At 57.3% G+C, this 23,480-nt stretch carries 16 protein-coding genes; 12 read left to right on the top strand and 4 right to left on the bottom strand.

Going from position 1 to position 23,480, the window contains the following annotated elements; genetic code table 11:
• Positions 1-62 precede the first annotated feature (62 nt).
• From tsaD to murJ, 4 genes are read left to right on the top strand one after another with little or no spacing between them, the layout of a single operon-like run.
• Positions 63-1,190, top strand: a complete 1,128-nt coding sequence (gene tsaD / locus CPA57_RS02575) for a tRNA (adenosine(37)-N6)-threonylcarbamoyltransferase complex transferase subunit TsaD (RefSeq protein ID WP_182081218.1) — start codon at positions 63-65, stop codon at positions 1,188-1,190.
• Entirely contained in the window at positions 1,187-2,158 is a 972-nt protein-coding gene (locus CPA57_RS02580; protein ID WP_182081220.1) for an NAD(P)H-dependent glycerol-3-phosphate dehydrogenase, read from the top strand. Before tsaD ends, CPA57_RS02580 begins: the two co-directional genes overlap by 4 nt.
• A gap of 52 nt (positions 2,159-2,210) precedes the next feature.
• Entirely contained in the window at positions 2,211-2,708 is a 498-nt protein-coding gene (locus tag CPA57_RS02585) for a glutathione peroxidase (RefSeq protein ID WP_077395303.1), read from the top strand.
• 2 nt (positions 2,709-2,710) lie between these two features.
• Entirely contained in the window at positions 2,711-4,267 is a 1,557-nt protein-coding gene (murJ, locus tag CPA57_RS02590) for a murein biosynthesis integral membrane protein MurJ (RefSeq protein WP_182081222.1), read from the top strand.
• On the opposite strand, the gene CPA57_RS02595 is transcribed toward murJ, so the two are convergent.
• Positions 4,264-4,731 carry a GAF domain-containing protein gene (locus CPA57_RS02595; RefSeq protein WP_182081224.1) on the bottom strand — a complete coding sequence of 156 codons (468 nt, stop codon included), beginning with the start codon at positions 4,729-4,731 and terminating at the stop codon, positions 4,264-4,266. The two genes, murJ and CPA57_RS02595, sit on opposite strands and share 4 nt — an antisense overlap.
• Positions 4,732-4,922: 191 nt before the next feature.
• Here CPA57_RS02595 and mutS point away from each other — a divergent pair, with 191 nt between their 5' ends.
• A complete protein-coding gene (mutS, locus tag CPA57_RS02600) occupies positions 4,923-7,646 on the top strand; it encodes a DNA mismatch repair protein MutS (protein ID WP_229709192.1) in 2,724 nt (907 codons plus the stop codon).
• Complete coding sequence (locus CPA57_RS02605) at positions 7,636-10,515, top strand: [protein-PII] uridylyltransferase (protein ID WP_229709193.1); 2,880 nt, start codon at positions 7,636-7,638, stop codon at positions 10,513-10,515. The genes mutS and CPA57_RS02605 overlap by 11 nt, the downstream gene beginning before the upstream one ends.
• A gap of 52 nt (positions 10,516-10,567) precedes the next feature.
• Here the strand turns inward: CPA57_RS02605 and CPA57_RS02610 are convergent, their stop codons facing one another.
• Complete coding sequence (locus tag CPA57_RS02610) at positions 10,568-12,802, bottom strand: TonB-dependent receptor (protein WP_182081225.1); 2,235 nt, start codon at positions 12,800-12,802, stop codon at positions 10,568-10,570.
• 203 nt (positions 12,803-13,005) lie between these two features.
• On the opposite strand from CPA57_RS02610, the gene CPA57_RS02615 reads away from it, so the two are divergent.
• The 6 genes from CPA57_RS02615 (at position 13,006) to CPA57_RS02640 (ending at position 21,025) form a co-directional block, all read left to right on the top strand.
• On the top strand, positions 13,006-14,460 hold the full coding sequence (locus CPA57_RS02615) for a PepSY-associated TM helix domain-containing protein (RefSeq protein ID WP_182081227.1): 1,455 nt from the start codon (positions 13,006-13,008) through the stop codon (positions 14,458-14,460).
• Positions 14,457-15,815 (top strand): hypothetical protein, encoded by a 1,359-nt coding sequence (locus CPA57_RS02620; protein ID WP_182081229.1) that lies wholly within the window; start codon positions 14,457-14,459, stop codon positions 15,813-15,815. The genes CPA57_RS02615 and CPA57_RS02620 overlap by 4 nt, the downstream gene beginning before the upstream one ends.
• 27 nt (positions 15,816-15,842) lie before the next feature.
• Positions 15,843-17,249, top strand: coding sequence for a threonine synthase (thrC, locus tag CPA57_RS02625; RefSeq protein WP_182081231.1), 1,407 nt, complete (start codon positions 15,843-15,845; stop codon positions 17,247-17,249).
• 164 nt (positions 17,250-17,413) lie between these two features.
• Complete coding sequence (locus CPA57_RS02630) at positions 17,414-18,682, top strand: M16 family metallopeptidase (RefSeq protein WP_182081233.1); 1,269 nt, start codon at positions 17,414-17,416, stop codon at positions 18,680-18,682.
• Positions 18,679-20,028 carry a TldD/PmbA family protein gene (locus CPA57_RS02635; RefSeq protein WP_182081235.1) on the top strand — a complete coding sequence of 450 codons (1,350 nt, stop codon included), beginning with the start codon at positions 18,679-18,681 and terminating at the stop codon, positions 20,026-20,028. Before CPA57_RS02630 ends, CPA57_RS02635 begins: the two co-directional genes overlap by 4 nt.
• Before the next feature lie 4 nt (positions 20,029-20,032).
• Positions 20,033-21,025: a Tim44 domain-containing protein gene (locus CPA57_RS02640; protein ID WP_407647560.1), complete on the top strand. Its 993-nt coding sequence runs from the start codon at positions 20,033-20,035 to the stop codon at positions 21,023-21,025.
• 221 nt (positions 21,026-21,246) lie between these two features.
• On the opposite strand, the gene CPA57_RS02645 is transcribed toward CPA57_RS02640, so the two are convergent.
• Both CPA57_RS02645 and CPA57_RS02650 read right to left on the bottom strand, forming a co-directional pair.
• Entirely contained in the window at positions 21,247-22,212 is a 966-nt protein-coding gene (locus CPA57_RS02645; protein ID WP_182081239.1) for a heme o synthase, read from the bottom strand.
• A gap of 11 nt (positions 22,213-22,223) precedes the next feature.
• Positions 22,224-23,468 (bottom strand): heme-copper oxidase family protein, encoded by a 1,245-nt coding sequence (locus tag CPA57_RS02650; protein WP_182081241.1) that lies wholly within the window; start codon positions 23,466-23,468, stop codon positions 22,224-22,226.
• Positions 23,469-23,480 lie beyond the last annotated feature (12 nt).

Consider the following 23,480-nt stretch of genomic DNA (forward strand, 5'->3'; position numbering starts at 1 on the left):
CCTCCATAACCGATTCTGGAAGGGGTGTCATGCTCCGAAGAATCCGCCATAATGAACCAATCATGTCTGACATTTCCCACCTGACACCGCTCCTCGCCATAGAGACCTCATGCGATGATACGGCCTGCGCCATTTTGGATGCTCATGGTACCCTGCTAGGGGAAAGCGTTCTCTCGCAAGAAGATCATGCCGCTCTGGGCGGGGTTGTGCCGGAACTGGCCGCCCGTGCCCATCTGAACGCTCTACCAGAATTGGTGGACCTGACCCTCCAACGGGCGGGGCTGACCTTGAAGGACATCGCCCTCTTCGCCGCCACAACCGGCCCTGGCCTCATTGGCGGGCTGATTGTTGGTAGCTCCTACGCCAAAGGGTTGGCCATGGCTTGTGGAAAGCCTTTCATGGGTATCAACCATATTGAGGGGCACATCCTCACCCCCCGCCTGCCCGCTGCCCTGCGCCCGGACGAACAGGCACCAGCTTTCCCCTATCTGGCACTTCTGGTCTCTGGTGGTCACTGCCAGTGCATCACCGTGGAAGATACGGGCCAATATCGCCGCCTTGGTGGTACGATTGATGATTCCGCTGGTGAAGCATTCGATAAAGTCGCCAAGATGCTAGGGCTGGGCTGGCCCGGTGGCCCAGCCCTGGAAAAACTGGCACGGGAGGGCAACCCGCAAGCCTACAGCCTGCCCCGCCCGCTGAAAGGCCGCCCCGGTTGCGATTTTTCGTTCTCCGGCCTCAAAACGGCAGTCTCACGCCATATTGAACCTTATGGCCGGGAGGCCCTGCCTCGACAGGTCGCTGCTGACCTCGCCGCTTCCTTTCAACAGGCCGTAACGGATGTACTGGCGGACCGTATCACCAACGCACTGGCCATAGCCCCGCAGGTGACAACCCTTGTGGTCGCCGGTGGCGTTGCCGCCAATACAGCCCTGCGTCAGCGGCTGGAACGCATTGCCGAGGCTCATAAGATCGCCTTCCTCGCCCCACCGCTGCGGCTCTGTACCGACAATGCCGCCATGATAGGATGGGCCGCTCTGGAGCGGCTAAAGCAGGGAGAAGTGCCGGATGATATTTCCCTTGCCCCCCGCCCCCGCTGGCCGCTAGATGAACGCCAACCTTACCAGCCACACACACCGCAGGAAACGCCCCCCGTTGGGCACTCCCCTCTGATGGAACCATCCGCATGACTAGCCAGCCACGCATTGCCGTCATCGGGGCCGGAGCATGGGGTATTGCTCTGGCCTGCACCCTATCCCGGATCGCCCACGTCACCCTCTGGACACGTACCCCCGTGCCAGACGGTACACGCACCATGCCCCACCTGCCGCAGGTCACCCTGCCAGACGGCATCACGGTGACCAGCACTCTGCCTTCCGAGGCGGATATTGTCCTCCTCGTCGTTCCCACGCAGGGGCTGCGTGATACGTCACTAGCTCTCCAGCAACGCCTGAAGCCTGATGTTCCTGTTGTTACCTGCTGTAAGGGTATGGAACAGGGAACCTTCATGCTCCCACTGGAGATTATCGCCCAAACCATGCCCGGCCGTCCGGCAGCTGTTCTCTCCGGCCCCAACTTTGCCATTGAGGTCGCACAGGGTATGCCAGCTGCGGCCACTCTGGCAGCCGCCGACCTGCCCTTCGTGACGGAGCTGACCCGGCGTCTCACCACCCCTACGCTGCGCCTTTATGCCAGTACCGACCCTTTGGGCGTTCAGCTCGCCGGGGCAGCCAAGAATGTAATTGCCATTGGGGCGGGTATCAGCGTTGGGGCCAAGATGGGAGAAAATGCCAGAGCCGCCATCATCACCCGTGCCCTGGCCGAGACAGCCCGCCTTGTAAATGCCATGGGTGGCGAGGGCCGCACCATGTACGGTCTGGCGGGTATGGGGGACCTGATCTTGACCGCTACGGGGGCAGGCTCCCGCAATTACAGTCTGGGCGTAGCCCTAGGCCGTGGGGAGAATGTCGAGGATATTCTTGCCAAACGTGATACAGTCGCCGAAGGCGTGCTAACTGCCCCCACTCTGAAGAAACTCGGCCAGCGTTTTGACATCGAAACCCCCATTATCAATGTCATCACCCGCCTCATTTCCGGCGAGCTTACGCCCCATCAAGCCAGGGATGAACTGTTAGACCGCCCACCCTGTTTTGAATAACCTGCCCGACTGGATGCCCCAGCCTTATATCACCCTATCAGGATGACCCTTCATGACCCGTTTCCATGATTTCCGGCTACCTGCCCTTGAGGGCGGGGAGATTGACTTTTCCCAGTGGCGGGGACGCCCGGTTCTGATTGTCAATACAGCTTCGGAATGTGGTTTCACCAAGCAGTATGAAGGGTTGCAGAAACTATGGCGGGAGATGGGCCATTCCACACCGGATGGGCTCATCATCCTTGGGGTGCCCAGTAATGACTTTGGCAAGCAGGAACCCGGCAATGCGCAGCAGATCAGCCAGTTCTGCCAGCGGCGTTACGGCGTTAGCTTCCCTCTAGCGGCCCGGTCTGTCGTCCGAGGGACGGAGGCTATTCCGCTCTTCAAATGGCTAGCCAAAGAAGGCGGCTTTCTCTCTCTTCCCCGCTGGAATTTCTATAAATATCTCATCGACCGTCAGGGCAGACTGCATCGCTGGTTCACACCGCTGACAGACCCTCAGTCCCCCCGTCTTCTGGAAGAAATCCGGCGGGTGAGCCAGAAACACGCCTGACCATGCTCAGACACCTTCTTACCGTTGGCGGTTGGACCATGCTCTCCCGCCTGCTAGGGCTCGTGCGTGACCAGCTTCTGGCCATGTTTCTGGGGGCTGGCCCAGTGCAGGATGCGTATCAAATCGCCTTCCGCCTGCCGAACATGTTCCGCCGCCTCTTTGGGGAAGGCGCACTAAACGCCGCCTTCGTGCCACTCTTTACCGCCCGATACGAGAAGGAAGGCCCCAACAAAGCACTGCTGCTGGCAGGGCAAGCTTTCTCTCTCCTGCTCCTCTGGCTCAGCCTGCTGACTGTTCTGGCAGAAATCTGCATGCCGTGGGTGATCGACCTCATCGCACCCGGCTTTCGGACGCAGGGGACGGGACGCTTTACCATTGCCGTGCAGCTTACCCGTATCACCATGCCCTATACGGTGCTGATCTGCGGGGCGGCACTTGTGGCGGGCCTCCTGAACGCCCGCCAGAAATTTGGCGCAGCCTCAGCAGCCTATATCGCCTTCAATATTGTTGGCATTATCGCCATTCTGGTTGGTGCCTTCCGAGGGCACGAATATGTAGCGACGGCCAGTGCGTGGGGGATCACTATTTCTGGTGTCTTCCAGCTTGCCGGGCTACTTTGGGCTGCCAGAAAAGCAGGCCTCATGCTGCCGCTGGTCCGCCCTACCCTCTCAGCAGATATCAAGCTACTGATCCGCCGCATGTTGCCGGGGCTAGTCGGTTCGGGTGTTACACAAATCAACCTGACCATTGATACTATTATCGCCACTCTGCTGCCGACAGGCTCCATCTCGTGGCTCTATTTTGCAGACCGGGTCAACCAGCTTCCTCTTGGTGTACTGGGGGCCGCTTTGGGAACAACCCTGCTGCCTCTCTTCACCCGCCACATCACCGCCAATGACCGTCCCGCTTTGCAGGCCAGCCTAAATCAGGCCATGAATTATGCCCTGCTGCTGAGCCTGCCTGCCATGATCGGGCTGTTCAGTCTGGCACCGGAGATCATGGCCACATTGTTCGGCTATGGGCATTTTTCTCTGCTAGATGTTCATAATTCCGCTGCGGCACTCCGCATGTATGCGCTAGGCCTGCCTGCCTTCATCATCATCAAACTGCTGGCCCCGGCCTTCTTTGCCGAAGGCGATACTTCAACGCCCGTTCGCATCGGCTTCGTGACGATGGGGATCAATCTGGCCCTCAACTTGCTGCTCTACCGCACATTGGCCCATCTGGCCCCTCCGCTGGCGAGTGCATTGGCCGCTATCATCAACATGATTGCACTGGGCTGCTTACTCTGGCAGCGGGAGTCCTTCCGCCCTACCTTCCAGAGCGTGACACGGGCTACCCGCATCATGCTAGCGGCCCTTGTTATGGGCATGTGGGCATGGGGTGGTGCCAATCTACTCACCACCAATCTGCCCGAGTGGCATGCCCTACCCCGGCTTTTCATGCTGCTCTGCCTCATCGGCAGTAGTGCAATACTCTATGGTGGGCTGCTCATCGCTCTACGGGTCCTGAGCCTAGAGGAGCTCCGCAGCCGCCTGCTCCGGCGTCTGAAACGCTAGAGATGCGCTTCCAGAAGCCGGACAAGAGCCTCCAGTTTTTCCTGATCCTCCGCTGAGAACCGGTTCTTCACGGGGCTGTCGATATCCAGCACGCCATGAACCTCACCATTCTTCATGATGGGCAGGACGATTTCTGATTCAGAAGCACCATCACAGGCAATATGGCCGGGGAAGGCGTGAACATCCGCCACACGCTGCACGGCCCGTTCTGCCACGGCGGCCCCGCAGACGCCCTTGCCCACGGCAATTCTCGTACAGGCGACCCGCCCCTGAAACGGACCAAGCACCAGCTCGCCCCCTTTCATCAGGTAAAAGCCAACCCAATTAACCTGCGCCATCGCCTCGAACAGCAGAGCAGCAATATTGGCTAAGTTGGCGGTTTCGTCCCGTTCTGCCTCCAGCAGACCTTGAGCCATTGGGAGGACATCATCAAAAATAATGTGATTTTCTGGTGCAGTACTCATGCGGAGCACCATGCCGCTACAGGGCAGGTTATGGCAAGAGGCAAGAAAAACGACTCTTCTGGCACATCACCGTGAAAGTCAGCCTTCCCCTCAGCGTGTCATAATGAGAAAATGGTCGCATTTCCATTTAAACACCTGTTAACTTAAACGGGACATCCAATCCCGATAAAACGGTGAGGTCTTTTCCCTGCATGGTCGATCAGAAACCATCCGTCCCTCCCATTCCCCCGCAGACAACGGGGAAGGTCACCCCGACCATGGAACAATGGTTCAGCCTGAAAAATCAGGAACCTGATGCCCTCCTCTTTTTCCGCATGGGGGATTTTTACGAACTCTTCTTTGGCGACGCTCAGGCAGCGGCCCTTGCACTAGATATCACCCTAACCCACCGTGGCACGCATGATGAGGAACCCATCCCCATGTGTGGTGTCCCTGTTGGGACAGCACAAATCTATCTCTCCCGGCTCATCCGCCGTGGCTTCCGTGTAGCCGTAGCCGAGCAGACCGAACTTCCCCGCAAAGGCCAAAAAGGCCCACTCCGCCGGGAGATTGTCCGTGTCGTCACCCCCGGTACACTGACAGAAGATGAGCTGCTAGATGCCGGACGGGCCAATACCCTCCTTGCCATCGTAGCACCGGACAAACGCCATAAAGACCGCCTTGGTGCGGCGTGGATTGATATTTCCACCGGCACGCTGGAGCTACTCCGTCTAGGAGCGGACACACTGGCTGAACTGCTGGCCCGTCTTGCCCCTTCGGAAATCCTGTCCGACCCAACACTCATTCCGACCGAACATGCAGGCATCATCACCCCCTCCACGGCCCATCCAAATCGTGAGGTTGCAGAACGCACCGTAACGGAGGCCTATCAGGTTGCCCAGATGGATGCTCTGGGAGATTTTAGTGATGAACAGATCGTCGCCTGTGCCGTGCTGCTGGACTATGTCCGCCGCAGCCAAGCGGGCAAACTGCCCCGGCTAGCTCCGCCCATCGACCACGGGCTGGACAGCATCATGGGGCTGGACCCCGCTACCCGTAGCAGCCTCGACATTCTCCAGTCCCGTGATGGCGGCAGCAAACACACGCTCTTCTCCAGCGTCAACCAGACAGCCACAGCCGCCGGAACTCGCCTTCTAGCCCACTGGGTTAGCACCCCCAGTACGGACCTTGCCCTCATCACCGGGCGACAGGATGGCTGGCACTGGCTGCACCATCAGCCCAAGCCCACGGGGGTCTTACGGGATATCCTCAAGCACGCTCCCGATTCGGCTCGTGCCCTAGGCCGCATTTCCAGCGGGCGTCCCCTCCCACGGGACCTTGCCGCCATCCGTGACACGCTCCGTGCTGCCAACAAAATTACCGAAACACTCGGCACGCTAGCCGAAACCGGCATGCCGGAACGCATCCGCCATATCGGGGCCAGCCTGTATGGGCGGGCTGATGCTCTGCTGGAACGGCTGGAAGCTGCCCTAAATACGGAGCTACCCGTCAAGATTGAGGATGGCGGGGTCATCGCTCCCGGTTTTGATGTCGAACTGGACCGCCAGCGTGACCTCCGGGACAATAGCCGCCGCCTAATCGCCCAGTTGCAGGTTCGTCTGGCGGAAGACTACGGAATTTCCAACCTTCGCATCCGCCATCACAACCAGCTTGGCTATGTCATTGAGGTTCCCGCTGCGGCAGGGCGCAAGCTCCGCCAACATGAAGGATTGAGCCTGCGGCAGGGCACGGCCAGCCTCGCCCGTTTCTCCAACGAAGAACTAACCTCGCTCAATCAAGCCATTCTGGAAGCCTCCGAAAAGGCCGACCAGCTGGAGCGCCACCTCTTTGCCGACCTTGCCCAGCACTGCCTGAATACGCCGGCCCTTGATGATATCGGCCTCGCCCTTGCCGAGCTGGATGCGTTGATCTCCTGTGCCCGCATCATGGATCGTGGCACATGGTGCCGCCCAACCATGACAAATGGGCAGGATTTTAACCTTCAGGCCTGCCGTCATCCCGTTGTGGAAGCGGCCCTGCATGAGAGTGCAGCGCATGATACGGCTTTCATCGCCAATGACTGCGCCCTGCCACCAGAAAAACATGCCATCCTGCTGACAGGCCCTAATATGGCGGGGAAATCGACATTCCTGCGCCAAAATGCTTTGGCCGTCATTCTCGCACAGGCGGGGCTGCCCATCCCGGCGAAAACAGCTACGATTGGCATTGTGGACCGTCTCTTCTCCCGTGTCGGTGCGGCGGATGATCTGGCCCGTGGCCGCTCCACCTTCATGGTAGAGATGACCGAAACCGCCGCCATTCTCAATCAGGCAGGACCTCGCTCCCTCGTGGTTGTGGATGAGATCGGACGAGGGACATCCACCCTTGATGGCCTCTCCATTGCTTGGGCCACGCTGGAGGCCCTTCATTCCCAGCTGCGCTGCCGCACTATTTTTGCCACGCATTTTCATGAGCTCGGTGCTCTACTGAAAACCCTCCCTCGCCTGGCGGCCTGCACCATGGCCGTTAAGGAATGGAAAGGCCATGTCGTCTTCCAGCATGAGGTCCGCCCTGGGCTTGCCCAAAAAAGCTGGGGCCTACATGTGGCCCAATTGGCAGGCATCCCGGCTTCTGTCCTCTATCGGGCACGAAATCTTCTCACTCGCCTTGAAAATGAGCGTGGCCAGAGCAACCAACCTGCCAACCTCCCCCTCTTCGAACAGGCTGCGATAGAGCCCCCCATTCCGCAGAATGATCCGCCTTCTGCTAGCAACTGCTTGCCTGATGGCACATTATCAGCCCTCCAAGCTCTGCATAAGGAACTTGAAGCACTAGACCCGGATTCCCTTTCCCCTAGAGAGGCCCACTCTGCCCTCTATCAGCTAAAAAGCATGATTGACGGCCTTGCAAAAATGGATGTTACGGATGAAAAATGACTCTCCGGATATCCTGACGAACCCGCCAGAACCAGCTGCCAATAAGAGAGCCGTCATGTCTGCTCACCCCACCTCCACTGCTCCATCTCGTCCTGATCTGTCGGGTCGGCACCCTGCTGTTCCCCGTCAAGACGCTCTGGAACAGTTACGGACGGAACTTGGCATACAGCGGGAAACCATCCGCCAGCAATTTGAGCAGCGTGAAACAAACGGTGTAGAGACCGCCCGCAATCTCGCCCTGCTGATGGACCGTATCATTGAGAAACTGGCCCGCTATGCGGGGCTGCCTCATCCCCTGCAGGAGAATGACACGGATGAGGTGTTCTGCCTCTGTGCCACAGGAGGTTACGGGGCAGGGCTGCTGGCCCCTTTCAGCGATGTGGACCTGCTTTTTCTAACAGCGGAAGCACCATCTAAAGACCTCATCGAGGCCATTGAATATATCCTTTATACACTCTGGGACCTCGGGCTGCGGGTCGGCCATGCTACACGCACTATTGAGAGTGCGCTGGAAATGGCCAGAACGGACCAGACGTCCTGCACGACCCTACTGGATATCCGGCCCCTCTATGGGCAAAAAACACTTGTTCTTACCTTGCAGGAAAAGCTGGAAACCCACCTGAAAGGCCCTGCGCTGGAACAGTTCGTCCTCCAAGCCATCGCCCAGCGAGAAGACCGGCATCGGAGATTTGGCGACACACCCTATCTCGTGGAGCCACACATCAAGGAAGGTAAGGGAGGGTTGCGGGACCTTCAGGTCCTCAACTGGATTGGCTATGCCGTTCTGGGGAACGGACTTTCCGTAAAATCCAACCTCCAACGTGCCCAAGGGCTGGCACCTGCCTGTACCCTGCTCGGCCTTCTGACAAAGCGGGAAATATCGCGCACCCATAGCCTTTGGAACTTCCTTTGGACGGTCCGGCTCAACCTTCATTATATCACTGGACGGAATGAAGAGCGGCTGACTTTTGACGTTCAACCCATCATCGGTGCCCGTATGCGATATGGCAATCATGGCCATCAACGAGGGGTAGAACGCTTCATGCGTCATCACTTCCTTATGGCCCGGGCTGTGATGCGGCTAACCCATGTCTTCCAACCAGCCATTCTTTTGCACCTGCGTAACCAGCTCCAGCAACGCCCTCCACGGGTAGAACCCGGCCCGGATGGTTTCCAGCGCATTGATGGTTGCCTGAGCCTGCCCAATCCGCTGGCCCTCGTGCGGGAGCCTGTAACAGTCTTCCATTTTCTGGACTGTGCACGTCGCCATCAACTAGCCCTCCATCCGGCTGCCATACAGCAGATCATCCGTTTCGAGCGGCATAGTGCGTCACTCCGCCATGATGGAGAGGCCTCGGCACTTTTCATCAAGCTGCTCTGCGACCCAGCAGCGGAACTTCCCTCCCCTGCTGCTGCCACACCACCCCCCAGTAATGACCGGGACCACAGGCAGGACCGTATCTTCTGGCTACCACTGCTCAATGAAACGGGGATTCTCTCCCATCTGCTCCCCGGTTGGTCTCGCATCCTCGGGCGGACACAGTTTGACGGCTATCACATCCATACTGTGGATGCGCACACGATTGAGGCTGTCCATATCCTGCGGATGGTCGAACAGGGCCGCATGGCGGATGAGCTACCGCTAGCCTACAGGCTAGCCCGCACCATGACACAGCGTCCTCTGCTCTATCTTGCCACCTTGCTGCATGATATCGGCAAGGGCCGTGGGGGGAACCACTCCGAAATCGGTGCGGACATCGCTACGCAGATCTGCCAGCAACTTGGCCTCTCCGCTAGCGATACCGATACAGTCTCGTGGCTCGTACTGCATCATCTTCTGCTCTCACGCACGGCCTTCAGCCGAGATATTGATGACCCACAGACCATTCTAGACCTCGCCGATACCATCCAATCCCCTAAACGGCTGCGGATGCTCCTGCTGCTCAGCATTGCCGATATTCGCGCTGTTGGCCCCCGGGCATGGAATGCATGGAAAGCCACGCTGCTCGGCCGCCTCTATACCCGCATCGCCGATGTGTTGGAGGGCGGGTTGCAAGCACAGGAAGATGACGAGCGGGTCGACCATAATAAGGCCTTCATCCAACAGGCCCTTAGAGATGAAGGCATGCCTGACGCCGATATTATCCATTTCATGAAACTGGGGCGGCCCGGTTACTGGCTGGGGTTCGCCCCCCAAAGCCATGTCCGCCATGCCGGGCTTGTCTGCCGCCATCGGGCTGAAGGGCGGGAAGATGCCATAATCGTGGACATCGCCCCACTCCCTGACCGAGGCATCACAGAACTCACTGTCTTCTGTAAGGATCAGCCCGGCCTCTTCTCCCGCATTACCAGTGCGTTAGCCCTCTGTGGGGCATCCATTGCCGATGCCCGCATCCATACCCTCAATAACGGCATGGTTCTTGATACATTCTGGTTCCACGACCCCTACGGGCAGGCCTTTATGGAGACCGAGCATCTCGACCGGCTGCACAGCACCATCGTGCAGGTCATGGAAGGAACGATTGATCCTAAGGAAACGCTCAGCGCGGCCAACTTCCCGCTGCCCCGCCGGCTAGAGGCCCTCCATATCCCATCCCGTGTCCTGATCGACAGTGATGCTTCCGAGAATTATACCATCGTGGAAGTCAACGGGCGGGATAGACCAGCCCTACTACACAACATTACCACCACGCTCAGCCGCCTGAAGCTGCATATTTCCTCGGCCCATATCATGACCTATGGCCTGCGGGCTGTGGACGTCTTTTACGTGACCAATGCAGAAGGCCACAAGCTGACCGCCTCGGCAGAAGACGAAGTTCAGGCTGCTCTGTTAGACACGCTCCATACTATGGAGACAGATTCCGACTGAAAATGACAGGGCCATGCCGGAAAAGGACATGGCCCTGTTATTTCTTTCTGCCTTACATATCCGTTGAGAAGGAAGCCTTAAACGTCCTTGGCAGCCCTTGGGTCAGATACCCATTCACACTGCTGAAGGCCGTATAAGATGACGCCCAATAATGGCTGTTGGTAAGGTTCTCCACACCAAAACGGAACGTCATGGGGCGCTTCGGTGTCATCAAGAAGGTATAGCGGGCTCCGAGATCGTAGGTGGTCCAGTTCGGAATCTTCAAAGAATTCTGGACATTAACCCACTGATGGCCCGTATGGGTGACACGGCCTGTCAGGGTCAGCCCTTTGACGAAGGGAACGTCATATTCCAGATTTCCATTGATCGTATAACCCGGAATACCAACCGCCTTGTTGCCGAGATAATCCCCCTTAACCTGCTTGGCTTGGATCAGGGCACTCCCCCCATTAAAGCGTAGCCCCTTGATGATCTCACCATTGAGATTCAGCTCAATACCTTGATTCCGCTGACGCCCATTGGCCTTGAAAATCTGTTCATTCCCATAATCCTCTACGATCCCCGTAGGACGATCTAGCCGGTAGAAGGCCAAAGAGGCACTAAAGCGGCCAATGTCGTATTTTCCGCCAACCTCATACTGAACGGTCCGTGTTGGAGCTAGAAACTGCTGGGCGTTCACCAGATTAGGATAAAGCGAACTCTTCGCCGGTGCCTGAAGCCCCTGATTCAACCCTTCCACTCGATTGAAATAGAACGAAACATGACGGGACGCATGAACAACCAGCCCAACCACAGGCGTAATGGCATCCCGGCTATAATGGGTTGGCGTGTACTGATAGCTGTTTTGAAGAATATGCTGATACCGGAAACCACTCGTCACAGCGATGCGGTCGTGCCAGAAGGACATCGTATCCGAAAAAAACAGACTATAAAGCTGCGTCTTTGCACTGCGAGTTGCGGAAATACGATGAATTGAATCCGGCTTTTCCTGAATACCGGGGCTATAAATATTCGTACTGCCAAGGTAACCGCCTGCATACCCTGTAGAAGCATCCGACCAAAGTGCTGACCCGCCCGCATTGACCTCATGTTTCAGAAAACCTGTTCTGAAATGGGCACGAACGCCGCCGCGGGTACTTTCGTTAGTCTGCTGATACGGAATGTATGACCCGTAGCCAAAGCCATCGCCCGTCCGCCCGTCTGAGACATAGACAGTATCGTAATTTCCTTCCTCATGGCCAGTCATGCCACCAAAGCTGCCATAGAGCATGACATGGCTATTCAGGTCATGTTCGACATTCAACAAGCCGAAGACATAATGCATGTCCTCATAGCTCCAGCCCTGGCTCCAGTTGCGGCCCGGTCTCGTGGGCCGGGGAACAGTCGTCAGACCGGAATTCAGAACGACAGAACCACGCCCCTGCTGAACATTCTGGTTCTGATAATTGATATCAAGGCTGATGCGGGTATTGTCATTGTGCCAGTCCGTATCAAGCCCCAACGCAACGGAGTGGCGTCGCTCGCCAGAAATGGATGTCTGCCCATCCATCCCTGCCGCATTGAAGCGGATGCCGAACTGATCATCCTTGCCAAAACGACGCCCTACATCCAAACTTCCCCCACCCTGGCCTTTGCTGGTGTAATCCCCTGTCAGCCGTGCAACGGGTTCGCTCCCAGCATGTTTAAACTGGAGATTGATATTCCCACCAACAGATGTTCCCCCCGGTGCTGCGCCGTTGATAAAGGCACTAGCCCCATTCAGGACCTGTACTGAATCATAAAGCTGGGGAGAAATCAGCTGCCGGGGGCTGATCCCATACAACCCATTAATGGCCACATCATCCCCATAAACTGGCAACCCACGGATAATGAAGGTCTCCGAGAAATTGCCGTAACCGTAGGTCGTCCGTACGGAAGGATCATTCTGAAGCACCTGCCCCAATGTCTGGGACTGCTGGTTCAGGATCATGCTGGACGTGTAACTGCGCAAATTGAAGGGCAGGTCCAACCCCTTCTTATTGCCAAGGACACCAGCCTGCCCCCCTAGCTTTACTTCCATTCGCTCCCGCCGCCGTGCCTTGACGAGTATGGTCTCCTTAGGGGCCTCTGCCTTCTTGCGGGCTTCAATCTTCCCACCTGGCCGATCAGACAGTTTTGTCGGACCTTTTACAGAGTGTTCTCCTCCTTCATCTCCGGCAGCCCAGACAGGATTCCCGGCGAGTGTGCTGCCTGCCAGCAGGCACCAAAGACCGGCTGTTCTGCAAGAAAAACGAAAAGAGGTAGCCATATATGCTCATCCTGAATTGCAAGACTGAATGAGCGATGCCTTATATGGCAATGAAAATTATTCTCAACAACTTTCCATAAAAAAGACGTGATATTTTTATCTTTCGTGCATTTTTTCCCAATTTCGCAGCTTTCCCATTTACATCCGCCTCAACGAACAGTAGGGGATGAGAATAATTATTAATATTAAGATGCCGTACCCGTATGTCTCCCAGACTCCGTTCCATCCTGCGTCTTTTCCATCGCTGGATTGGCTTCCCGGCTGGAGTCTTTCTCTTTATCCTCTGCTTCACCGGCTCTCTGGCCTGTTTTTCACCCGAAATACAGGACTGGATGCAACCCAGCACGACGTTACACGCCCCCTTACCTCCCATGACCTCATCCGGCCTCACCGAGGCCGGACGAAGGCTGAAAGAACAGCTTAACGCAGGCCATTTTGCCTTTCTAAGGCTCCCTTCCCCCCGCGATCCCGTTTTCCGGCTCTGGCATTATGACGGCCATATATTCCTTGGTCCTGCCCTTGCACCCGATACCGGCCTCCCTCTGCCCGGCCGGGACGTCCCCGGTGGCACTTTTTTCGTTACCCTGCATAGCCACCTCTACTTACCCACCCCGTGGGGGCAGGTAGTGATAGTAGTCGCTGGCACTGCATTACTCGCCACATTGCTCACTGGCCTCTGGCTCCAGCTCCGCCGTTTTCTGCCGGACCTGCTGCTCTTCCGTCCTCACGCTGCCCGCCAGCGTCGCTGGTTAGACCTCCACCTACTGGGCGGAACACTCAGCCTGCCCATCCTTTTCATCATTGGGCTGTCGGGTACGGTTCTACAGGCACAAAAGCTTTTTCAGCTTGCCAGTCCCCCACATCATCCATCCGGCCATGCCAGTCGTCATCAAGCCCAGAGTGCCGCTCCTCTCTCCATCCCTGCGGACACCCTGCCCACACTGGCTAGAGCCGGACAGCAGCAGTGGGGCACCGTGGCCGAGGGCTTCTTTATGCAAACAGGCCACGACCTCAGCCTTTATGCGCCGGACAATCTGCATTTCTGCCTCCAACGGCAGGCCCTAACCGCCACACATACCACCATACCCGCCCGCCCCCTTTGCCCCACCCTCCACAGTCTTGTTCTGGGGCTGCATAATCTGCGCTGGGCAGGGCTGACGACACGTTGGTTCTACTGTCTCAGCGGTCTACTAGGCTGCATCATCATCGGTTCCGGTATGATCCTTTTCCTTCAATCGGAACAAAACAGCCTCGCCCATCTTTCCACGGTTTCCATAGCCCAACGAAGCCTCCAGCAGGGCTATGCCGCCCTCACTACCGCCACCATTCTGGGGCTGCCGCTGGCAACGCTGGCCTTGTTCTGGAGTACACGCCTGCCTGCCCCTTCCGCTCTTCCCCCACTCTTGTGGGAGGAAGGCCTGTTCTTTGGCCTCTGGGGCCTCTCCCTACTCCACGCCTGCGTGTCCCGCCACGCTGCCACGTGGCAGCTTGCCCTATTGGCCACACTAGGGGCAGGCACCACAGGCTTAGACCTGCTGACACGCCCATTTCATACAGGCCGCCCTCTCCTCTTCAGTGCTGTGGATGCCCTAGCAACCTGCATCGGGATAACCTGCCTGTCTGTTCTTCTCCGGCCTATCCACAAGAGGTCAACATGATCCTTTCCCTCATCCTCATGAGCTTATGGACCATTATCTGGCTTCTCTATCTCAACCAGCTTCCAGCCCACAGGCGGCGGAATCCCTGCCGCCTTCCCCCTGCCAATGCGCTACAGAAATATCTCCGCCTGCTTCTGCTCCCCTGCAGCCTGACAACAGCCTACCTGCTAAATGGGCTGGATGGGCTGTTCCTCTGGGCTTTCACAGCCCCACTTACGGGCTTTCTGCTGGCCCTGATTCTCCCATATCCCCAGCATCCAAACCGTCCCCACCGAAGGGAGCTTGCAAAACGCTCCCAAAGCCCCCAGATACCTGCCATGCAAATACGTCTGTCCTCATTGCTGACTTCAGCCTTCATCGTATCGGCCGCTTTTCTGGGGCTCAGCCCTGCCGCCAGAGCGGACCGCCCATGGCAGGATGCCCATGTGCAGGCGCAGATCACTGCCGAGCATGAGCTAAGCCTACCTCTAGCCACTTCGCTCAGCTCACTCCCAGATGGCTCCCCCTTTGCCTTAGGCGTAACCGGTAAGCTCTACAGGCTGGACCCCGTGGATGGGCACCTCACCACCCTCATGGACGAATTGCCCCCCATCACAGCTTTGACGGCTACAGCCCAAGGTCTCTGGGCCGTGACGCAAGCCCCCAAACCTGCTTTGTTGAATATCGCACCAGATACAGGGGTCATCCTCAACCATATCGGTTTTGGCTCCGCTCTGGCGGTTGGTAGCCATATTTCAGCCCTTCAGGTAACGGACAATAAGGCCTTTCTGGTGGATGATGGCGCCCCAGCTTTTGTCGTCATCGACCTGCAAAGCGGACATGCGGAACGCCTGCTAGAGGGAGCTCCTTCTCTAAGCAGTCACGCCCCCCTCATACGCCACGGGCAGCCTGTCACCACCGCACAGGGACAGTCCAGAACGGGCGGCAACGTGCATTTTCTTCTGTTAGACCATAGCAAGAACTGGCTGTTCTATCAGACACCGACAGGACCACTTTACCGAATCGGCACCACTATCCTGACCGATTCTAGCCTCGGTCCGGCTGAGCGCATAGAGGCTATGACGAACTGGCGGCGGACCCCCAGCCTAGGCGGTATGGCCATCACCCGGGATGACACACTCTATATGGTCGATATTGACCACGGAGACCTCTTAGCCTTCGGTGCCGACCGTTTGCCCTGGCGTCTTCTTCATGATGACAGACTCTACGATGCGCAGGCCATTTCCCTACTCAAAGGCCGCACAGGCGCACAAGAGAAGCTGGCTATTCTGACAGAGCCTACAGCACCAACAAACGGTGTGAATCCTGCTTCCACAACCAATCACCAGCATCTACTGGAAATTACCCTGCCCTGATGACATTTCGGTGTTATAGTGAAGCCTATGCGTTATCGATCTACCCGCGGCACACTGGATGCCGCTGCCCCCGACTTTTCCGATATCCTACTCAGCGGTCTGGCTGATGATGGCGGGCTTTACATGCCCGACCACTGGCCACACATCCCCCGTGAGACCCTGACTAGCTGGCGTAGCCTCTCCTATGCTGACCTAGCAGCGGAAGTTATTGGCCTCTTCACCGAGGGCAGCATAGACCGTGACACGCTCCGCACCATGGCACGGGATGTATACGGCAAGTTCGACCACGCTGCTGTGGCCCCCTTGGTGGAAGTGGAAGACGGCCTCTTCTCGCTGGAACTGTTTCACGGCCCGACACTGGCCTTCAAGGACATGGCCATGCAGATGCTTGGCCGCCTCTTCGAATATGTACTGAAACAGCGTAACCGCCACGTTACTATTGTCGGCGCAACATCGGGCGATACAGGGTCCGCCGCTATCGAGGCCTTCCGTGGGCGGGAACATGTCTCCATCGTCATCCTCCATCCCTATGGTCGGACATCGGACGTCCAACGGCGGCAGATGACCACCGTGCTGGAGGATAATGTCCTCAACATCGCCGTAGAAGGCGACTTTGACGACTGTCAGGACATGGTTAAAGCCATGTTCGCTGATGAGAAATTCCGTACGGACTGTTCCCTCTCCGCCGTCAACTCCATCAATTGGGCCCGTATTGCTGCGCAAATCCCCTACTATGTGCGCTCTGCCCTTGCCCTTGGTGGGCCGGACCGGCCGGTCTCCTTTGCTGTACCGACCGGCAACTTTGGTAACATCCTCGCCGCTTGGGCTGCCAGCCAAATGGGCTTGCCCATCGACCATCTCTGTGTCGGTTCCAACAGGAATGACATCCTCACCCGCTTCCTGCTCAATAACGACATGACCAAGCGGAAGGTCGAACCCAGCCTATCGCCCTCCATGGATATTCAGGTATCCTCCAACTTTGAACGCCTCCTGTTCGAAATGCTGGGCCGTGACCCCAACCGGTGCCGGGCCATCATGGAGGAGTTCCGTCAGACAGGCTGCATGGCCGTACCGCACGATGCCTGGGAGCAAATCCGTGAGACCTTCCACGGCGTTGCCCTGAGCGACGAGCAGACAACCGCCACGATGAAGCAACTTTTCGCCGAGAGCCACTATCTGGCCGATCCTCATTCAGCGATCGGGCTGGCGGCAGGGCGCCGCTTCCGTGAGGCGGGCATACCGATGGTTGCCGCCGCTACGGCGCATCCAGCCAAATTCCCCGATGCCGTGAAAAAGGCCACAGGCATTCATCCAGAATTGCCACCCCATCTAGCAGACCTCTTCTCCCGCAAGGAGCGTTATGAGGTCCTCCCCAACGACCTTGAAAAGGTCAAAGCGGCTGTCCGCAAACATCGGGACAACCAGACCACATAGGCCTGACGGATCAGGCACCATAAAAGGGGGGTGGCCTTGCAGGGCTGTCCCCCTTTTCCATCCCTACCTCCTCCCTCTGGGCAACAGGGGCTGGAAAAAGACCCCCGACACACCATATTGCAGGCACCTCAGCCTCTTCTTTCAGAATGGACACACAGAACTGCATGAGCGAACAGATCAGACGTACGACTCTTGAAAATGGCCTCAACATCGTGACGGAACGGATGGAGCGTGTCGAAACCGTCTCTTTCGGGGCCTATGTTGCAGCTGGTACCCGTCATGAAAACGAAGCTACCAACGGGGCTGCCCATTTTCTTGAGCATATGGCCTTCAAAGGAACAAAACGCCGCTCTGCCATCCGCATTGCCGAAGAGGTCGAAAATGTGGGCGGTTATCTCAATGCCTATACAGCGCGGGAAAACACGGCCTATTACGTCAAGCTTCTAAAAAATGACCTGCCCCTCGGTGTAGACCTGATCGGCGATATTCTCACCCACAGCACCTTCCTACCGGAGGAAGTGGAGCGGGAACGTGGTGTCATTCTTCAAGAAATCGGTCAGGCCAATGATACGCCGGATGACATCGTCTTTGACCATTTTCAGGAATGTGCCTATCCCGACCAGCCCATGGGCCGCCCCATTCTCGGCACAGAAAATGGCATTGCCAGCATGAGCCGAGAAACACTGATGGCCTATATGCACGAGCATTACAGCACGCAGAACATGGTCATCGCTGCGGCAGGTAATCTGCATCATGATGATGTGGTCGAGCTCGTCCGTACCCATTTTGCAGACCTGCCCACACATACGCCCCCACAGGCCGTACCGGGCCACTATGTCGGCGGACTAAAGCAGACAGAGCGCAAGCTGGATCAGGTCCATATCCTCATGGGTTTTCCAGCCCCCGGCTATCGGGAAAAGAGCTATTACAGTGCGATGATCCTCTCCACCCTGCTGGGTGGCGGCATGTCCTCTCGCCTATTTCAGGAAATCCGGGAACGGCGGGGATTGGTCTATAGCGTTTACAGCTTTGCCAGCCCGTTCGCAGATAGCGGCATGTTCGGCATCTATGCCGGTACAGGGCCAGACAAAACGGATGAGCTCATCCCCGCTGCGCTGAACGAACTCCGCAACCTTCAGAATGGCATCAGCAAGGAAGAGCTGGACCGTGCTCGTACCCAGCTCAAAGCATCCCTCCTCATGTCGTTGGAAAGTACTGGCAGCCGCTGCGCCCAGATAGCCCGCCAAATTCAGGTGCATGACCGCATCATCTCCACAGGGGACATGATCCGCAAGATTGATGCCGTCACCGAGGATGATGTCCTCGCCATCGCCCGGACCATCTTCAATGGCGCACCGACCCTGACAACAATGGGGCCAGCCCGTAACATTCCCGGGCCGGATGCCATTCATGCCGCACTGAAATCCGCATGACCAGCCTTCTCTCCCACCTTGATGATGCTCTGAAACTCGCCCGCCAGCATGGGGCCGATCAGGCTGATGCGGTGGTAATTCGTGGGCAGAGCCGCTCCGCCATGATACGGCAAGGCAAGGCCGAAGGCATCCGCCATGCCGAAAGCCTATCCCTCGGGCTGCGGGTCTTCCATGAAGGCCGTGTGGCCACGGTTGCAGGCAACGACCTAACCCCGGAGGCCCTTTCCCAACTGGCAGAACGGGCCTGCGCCATGGCGAAGGTCGTGCCCCCCTCCCCGGATGATGGGCTAGCTTCCCAGCCCCTCATTCCCGTTCCGGCCAGCGCTATTGAAACGCTTGATCTCCTTGACCCGGCCACTCCACCCAGTATGGAAACTCTGCTGGGCAAGGCACAGGAAATGGAAGAGGCCGCCCTCTCGCATGATGGTATTACCAACAGTAGCGGAGCCTCTGCCAGCACAAGTCTGCATGACGTTGCTCTTGCCACCAGTGCAGGCTTTACCGGACAGTATCAACGCAGTGGCCACGGCTATGGTATCAGCGTTCTGGCCGGGGCAAGCGCACAGATGCAACGTGACTATGCCTTCCATAGTGCCGTGCATCAGGCAGACCTTGAAAATCCCGTCAAACTGGGTCACGAGGCGGCCCGCCGTGCCCTCGCCCGACTAAACCCCACACGACCGAAAACAGGCCTCTATCCTGTTTTATTCGCCCCCCGTGTGGCTGGCTCCCTGTTGGCGCACCTTGCCGGGGCAATCAACGGGTCTGCCATCGTGCAGGAGGCTTCTTTTCTCAAGGACAAGCTGAACCACGCTGTCTTTAGCCGGGGCATCACCATTACTGATGACCCGACCCTGCCACGTCTTGCCGGTTCCCGCCCCTTTGATGGCGAAGGTACAGCCGGCCGGCCTCTCAACCTTGTGGAGGATGGGCAGCTCCGTCACTGGCTGCTAGACAGCCGGTGCGCCCGCAAGCTGGGCTTACCCGCCAGTAATGGCCGGGCCAACCGTAGCGGCGGGGGAAGTGTTCACCCCGGTACGTCCAACCTCCTCCTTCATGCAGGCCAGCACTCCCCTGAAGAACTAAGACATGATATCAAAGAGGGTGTGCTCATCACTGAACTGATGGGCAGTGCCATCAATATGTTGACAGGGGATTACAGCCGGGGTGGGTCAGGCTTCATGATCCGCAATGGTGAGATTGCCGAACCTGTTTCAGGCATTACAGTAGCCGGCAATCTGCTTGACATGTTTGCACGGCTCATTCCCGCCAATGACATCAACCTGATGATGGGCCATCATGCCCCGACCATCCGTATTGACCAGATGAGTCTTGCTGGAGATTGACCAGATTATGCGTATTCGTCTTCTTCCTCTTGCAACGGCAGCATTCTGTCTGCCGCTCTTTGCCCTCGCCCCGGCGGCCGATGCCAGAGCAGGCATGGGGTCCTCCATGGGTAGCCGTGGTTCCCGCACCTATACGCCACCACCCCGCACCAGTGTTACACCCAACTGGACCCGCCCAATGGACCGCAGCATGACACCCCGCTCGCCGTCCTATTCCTCTCCCGCACCAGAAAGCAGCTTGGGCCGTTCGGCTCCCGCTTTCGGCAGCAGCGCACGCCCTCCCTTTGCCATGCGTCATCCCTTCCTGACGGGGCTGGCTGGGGGCTTCCTTGGTGCCGGCCTGTTCGGAATGCTGAGCGGACATGGCTTCTTCAGCGGCTTTAGTGGAGCTGGTGGAGGGGGCGGCTCCTTCTTCGGCTTCATCATTCAGGTACTGGTTGTTGCTTTCATCATCAATCTGATCATCAAGTTCTGGCGGAAGCGGTCTGCCAACAACACTTCATCCGGCAGCACTGGTAGCTCCGGCATGTTTGGTGCTGCTGGTGAGGCTTCTCCTTTCTCTAACCAGCCGCAGCAGGCTCCTTCACAGGAGGTGACCCTGACACCTGACGATTACAGTGCCTTCCAGCAGCTACTGATCAACATTCAGGCCGCATGGAGCGCACAGGACATGATGTCCCTACAGCGCATGGCTACACCGGAAATGGTCAGCTACTTCAACAACCAGCTTTCCGAGCTGACAAGCCGTGGTGCCCGCAACATCGTCTCTGATGTCCAGTTCCTGCGTGGCGACCTTTCCGAAGCATGGCGGGAAGGCACCATCACTTACGCCACGGTTGCCCTGCAATACTCCGCCATTGATGTCACAACCGACAGCATGGGCAATGTTCTGGATGGCAGCAAGACCGAACGCCAGACGGTAACGGAACTCTGGACGTTCCTCCGTGCTGATGGCCGGGGTAACTGGATCCTCTCCGCCATCCAGCAGGCTGGGTAATCCCCCCTATCGGGAGAGGTCATAACCGCCCTCTCCCGATAACAAAAAACCCCGCTTTCCTACGTCCGTATAGATGTAAGGAAGCGGGGTTTTTTCATAGCCATCAGACCAATGTCACAGCCGATACAATGCCACCACGAACAGAGCCAGCGTGAAGAAGGAAAGCCCCAGAACAATACCAAAGAGACGCCCCTGACGGCGGGAAGGAGTGTTATGATCGCTCATGCCAAAAGAACCCGATCAATCAGAAGGCCACAGAAAAGAAAGAACAAATAAGCAAGTGAATAGCGAAACGCATAACGAGCTGGTTTATCTTTCGTCAGGCTATTCCCCTTATCATCTTGCTTGTCGAACAGAACCCGCAAACCATAATAAATAAAGCCGAGGTCCAGCAGGCTAGCACAAACCGTGTAAAACCAGCCGCATTGCCCTACCACACTCGGCACAAGAGACACCGCCCCGAGGATAAAGGTGTAGATAACGATCTGCCAACGTGTATGCCGAGCCCCCTTCACGACCGGCAGCATAGGGATGCCTGCACTCTCATAATCCTTACACGCATAAAGCGAGAGCGACCAGAAGTGCGGAGGTGTCCATAGAAAAACAATGGCGAACATCACAACCGGCAACACATCCAGCGACCCCATCGTAGCGGCCCAGCCGATCATGGGAGGAAAAGCTCCGGCGGCCCCGCCAATCACAATATTCTGCGGCGTACTGCGCTTGAGCCACATGGTGTAGATCACACCATAAAAGAAGATAGAAAAGGCCAGAATACCCGCTGCTAACAGATTAGTCGCCAGCCAGAGCAACACAACCGAGGCCACGGACAACACAACGGCATAAACCAACGCACTGGCTGGCTCCACCCGCCCACCGGGCACAGGGCGGACACGAGTACGCTTCATGATCGCATCAATATCGCGATCATACCACATATTGATGGCACCGGCGGCACCAGCGCCGATACAGATGCAGGCGATAATGACTAATCCAACCGGTACGGACGGCCATTTCGGTGCTACGGCCATACCAGCCAGCCCAGTGAAGACCACAAGCGAGATCACCCGTGGCTTGAGCAAAGCTACCCAATCCTGCAAAGCAGCATCACCATCATGCCCCTCCACACGCAGCACTCCCAGAAAACGGGTCAGTGGAGATGCCAAAAGGCTAGATGATGCCTGCATGGAAAAACGCCTTACTGTTTACGAAGAAGTCCCGTTACCTCTTGGGTCCGCTCAACGAGCATACCATACCACACCATCCCGGCAGGCAAAGCGAACATGAGCAAACTACCCCCCATCAGCAGGGTGGCGGGCATAACCAACTGCGGCAGGACCGAGCACAGTGCCCCGACAAACGTGACCAGCGTATGAGCCATACCAAAGGCTGCAAAAAACCGCCCATGAGAGGCCAGTCTTGCCCCGCACCAACCATAGAATGCCGCACTCAAGGCCAACAGACTACCGAACATGACTAACTGATGCCCTGCTGCACCCAACATAAAAGCAGCGGGCTGTACACTCCCCCCTGCCCAAAGCGGTTCCGTCAACATGGCGGCCCAACCAGCAAGCAGCAGAACCAACCCACCAGAGGCCCAGCCTGCAGCAGGACCGGAAGGCAACGCCGCACGCCAGAGGTCTCGGGCAAACGCTACTAACAGAGCCAGACAGGGCAGAACCAGCCCTACCGTTAGGCTAGCCTTATAAGCAGAAGATGGAAGGTCACCGAACAAGTGATCTGCCCAGAACAAAACAGGCACCAGCCCCATGACACCAAAAGCATAAGGAGCACACCGGGGCACCCAGCCCTGCTCCGTCTGCTCCGGCAAGAGAGCGGCTATGATGATGCCGAGTGAAGGCACGCTTAGCAGGGTCATTTCCACAGGTCCACGCAGGACACTTAGTAGAGCATCAGGCCCGGCATTGGCTAACCCGCCCCGCAGCAGGAAAGCCAGCAGAACAGGAGCAATAACGAGCATGGAAAGGGCATTAGCCAGAAAGGCCCAAACCAGCGGCGGGAAGCTACGGAAAGAAATGGAGCGCATTTCCAGCACGGTGGCCACTACATTGAAGGCCAGAGCCAGCACGCCGATACTCCAAAGGGCTAACCCTCCATACGGCATAACAGGCAGCAAAAATGCCCCTACTGCCAGCACACCGAAACCGATGCGAGTAGCAGAAGGCAGGGCCATCCCCTCACCCTTCAGCAGGTCCGGCAAAAACCACTGAGCCATACCACCAAGAAAAACCGGAGCGACAACATAAAATGTCATCAACACGGCATGGGAGACAACAACACCCGCCGAAGGATGCACATGTAAGAAAGGCAGCCCCATAACGCCGCCTAGCATACCGGCGAAGAGCGCCAGCAGGAAAAAGGCCCCGCCACTCCCGCCACGATGGAATGAAGATGCTCTCTGGAATAACGGCCCTGAAGTCACTCTATTCTGCCA

This window comes from Bombella favorum (assembly GCF_014048475.1).
GTDB classification, from domain to species: Bacteria; Pseudomonadota; Alphaproteobacteria; order Acetobacterales; family Acetobacteraceae; genus Bombella; species Bombella favorum.

Excerpts from the sequence above, each read along its gene's own strand:
- CPA57_RS02610 (WP_182081225.1), bottom strand. The coding sequence starts at position 12,802 with ATGGCTACCTCTTTTCGTTTTTCTTGCAGAACAGCCGGTCTTTGGTGC.
- CPA57_RS02620 (WP_182081229.1), top strand. The coding sequence starts at position 14,457 with ATGATCCTTTCCCTCATCCTCATGAGCTTATGGACCATTATCTGGCTT.
- thrC (WP_182081231.1), top strand. The coding sequence starts at position 15,843 with ATGCGTTATCGATCTACCCGCGGCACACTGGATGCCGCTGCCCCCGAC.
- CPA57_RS02585 (WP_077395303.1), top strand. The coding sequence starts at position 2,211 with ATGACCCGTTTCCATGATTTCCGGCTACCTGCCCTTGAGGGCGGGGAG.
- CPA57_RS02635 (WP_182081235.1), top strand. The coding sequence starts at position 18,679 with ATGACCAGCCTTCTCTCCCACCTTGATGATGCTCTGAAACTCGCCCGC.
- CPA57_RS02645 (WP_182081239.1), bottom strand. The coding sequence starts at position 22,212 with ATGCAGGCATCATCTAGCCTTTTGGCATCTCCACTGACCCGTTTTCTG.
- CPA57_RS02580 (WP_182081220.1), top strand. The coding sequence starts at position 1,187 with ATGACTAGCCAGCCACGCATTGCCGTCATCGGGGCCGGAGCATGGGGT.
- CPA57_RS02630 (WP_182081233.1), top strand. The coding sequence starts at position 17,414 with ATGAGCGAACAGATCAGACGTACGACTCTTGAAAATGGCCTCAACATC.
- CPA57_RS02595 (WP_182081224.1), bottom strand. The coding sequence starts at position 4,731 with ATGAGTACTGCACCAGAAAATCACATTATTTTTGATGATGTCCTCCCA.
- CPA57_RS02605 (WP_229709193.1), top strand. The coding sequence starts at position 7,636 with ATGAAAAATGACTCTCCGGATATCCTGACGAACCCGCCAGAACCAGCT.
- tsaD (WP_182081218.1), top strand. The coding sequence starts at position 63 with ATGTCTGACATTTCCCACCTGACACCGCTCCTCGCCATAGAGACCTCA.
- CPA57_RS02615 (WP_182081227.1), top strand. The coding sequence starts at position 13,006 with ATGTCTCCCAGACTCCGTTCCATCCTGCGTCTTTTCCATCGCTGGATT.
- mutS (WP_229709192.1), top strand. The coding sequence starts at position 4,923 with ATGGTCGATCAGAAACCATCCGTCCCTCCCATTCCCCCGCAGACAACG.
- murJ (WP_182081222.1), top strand. The coding sequence starts at position 2,711 with ATGCTCAGACACCTTCTTACCGTTGGCGGTTGGACCATGCTCTCCCGC.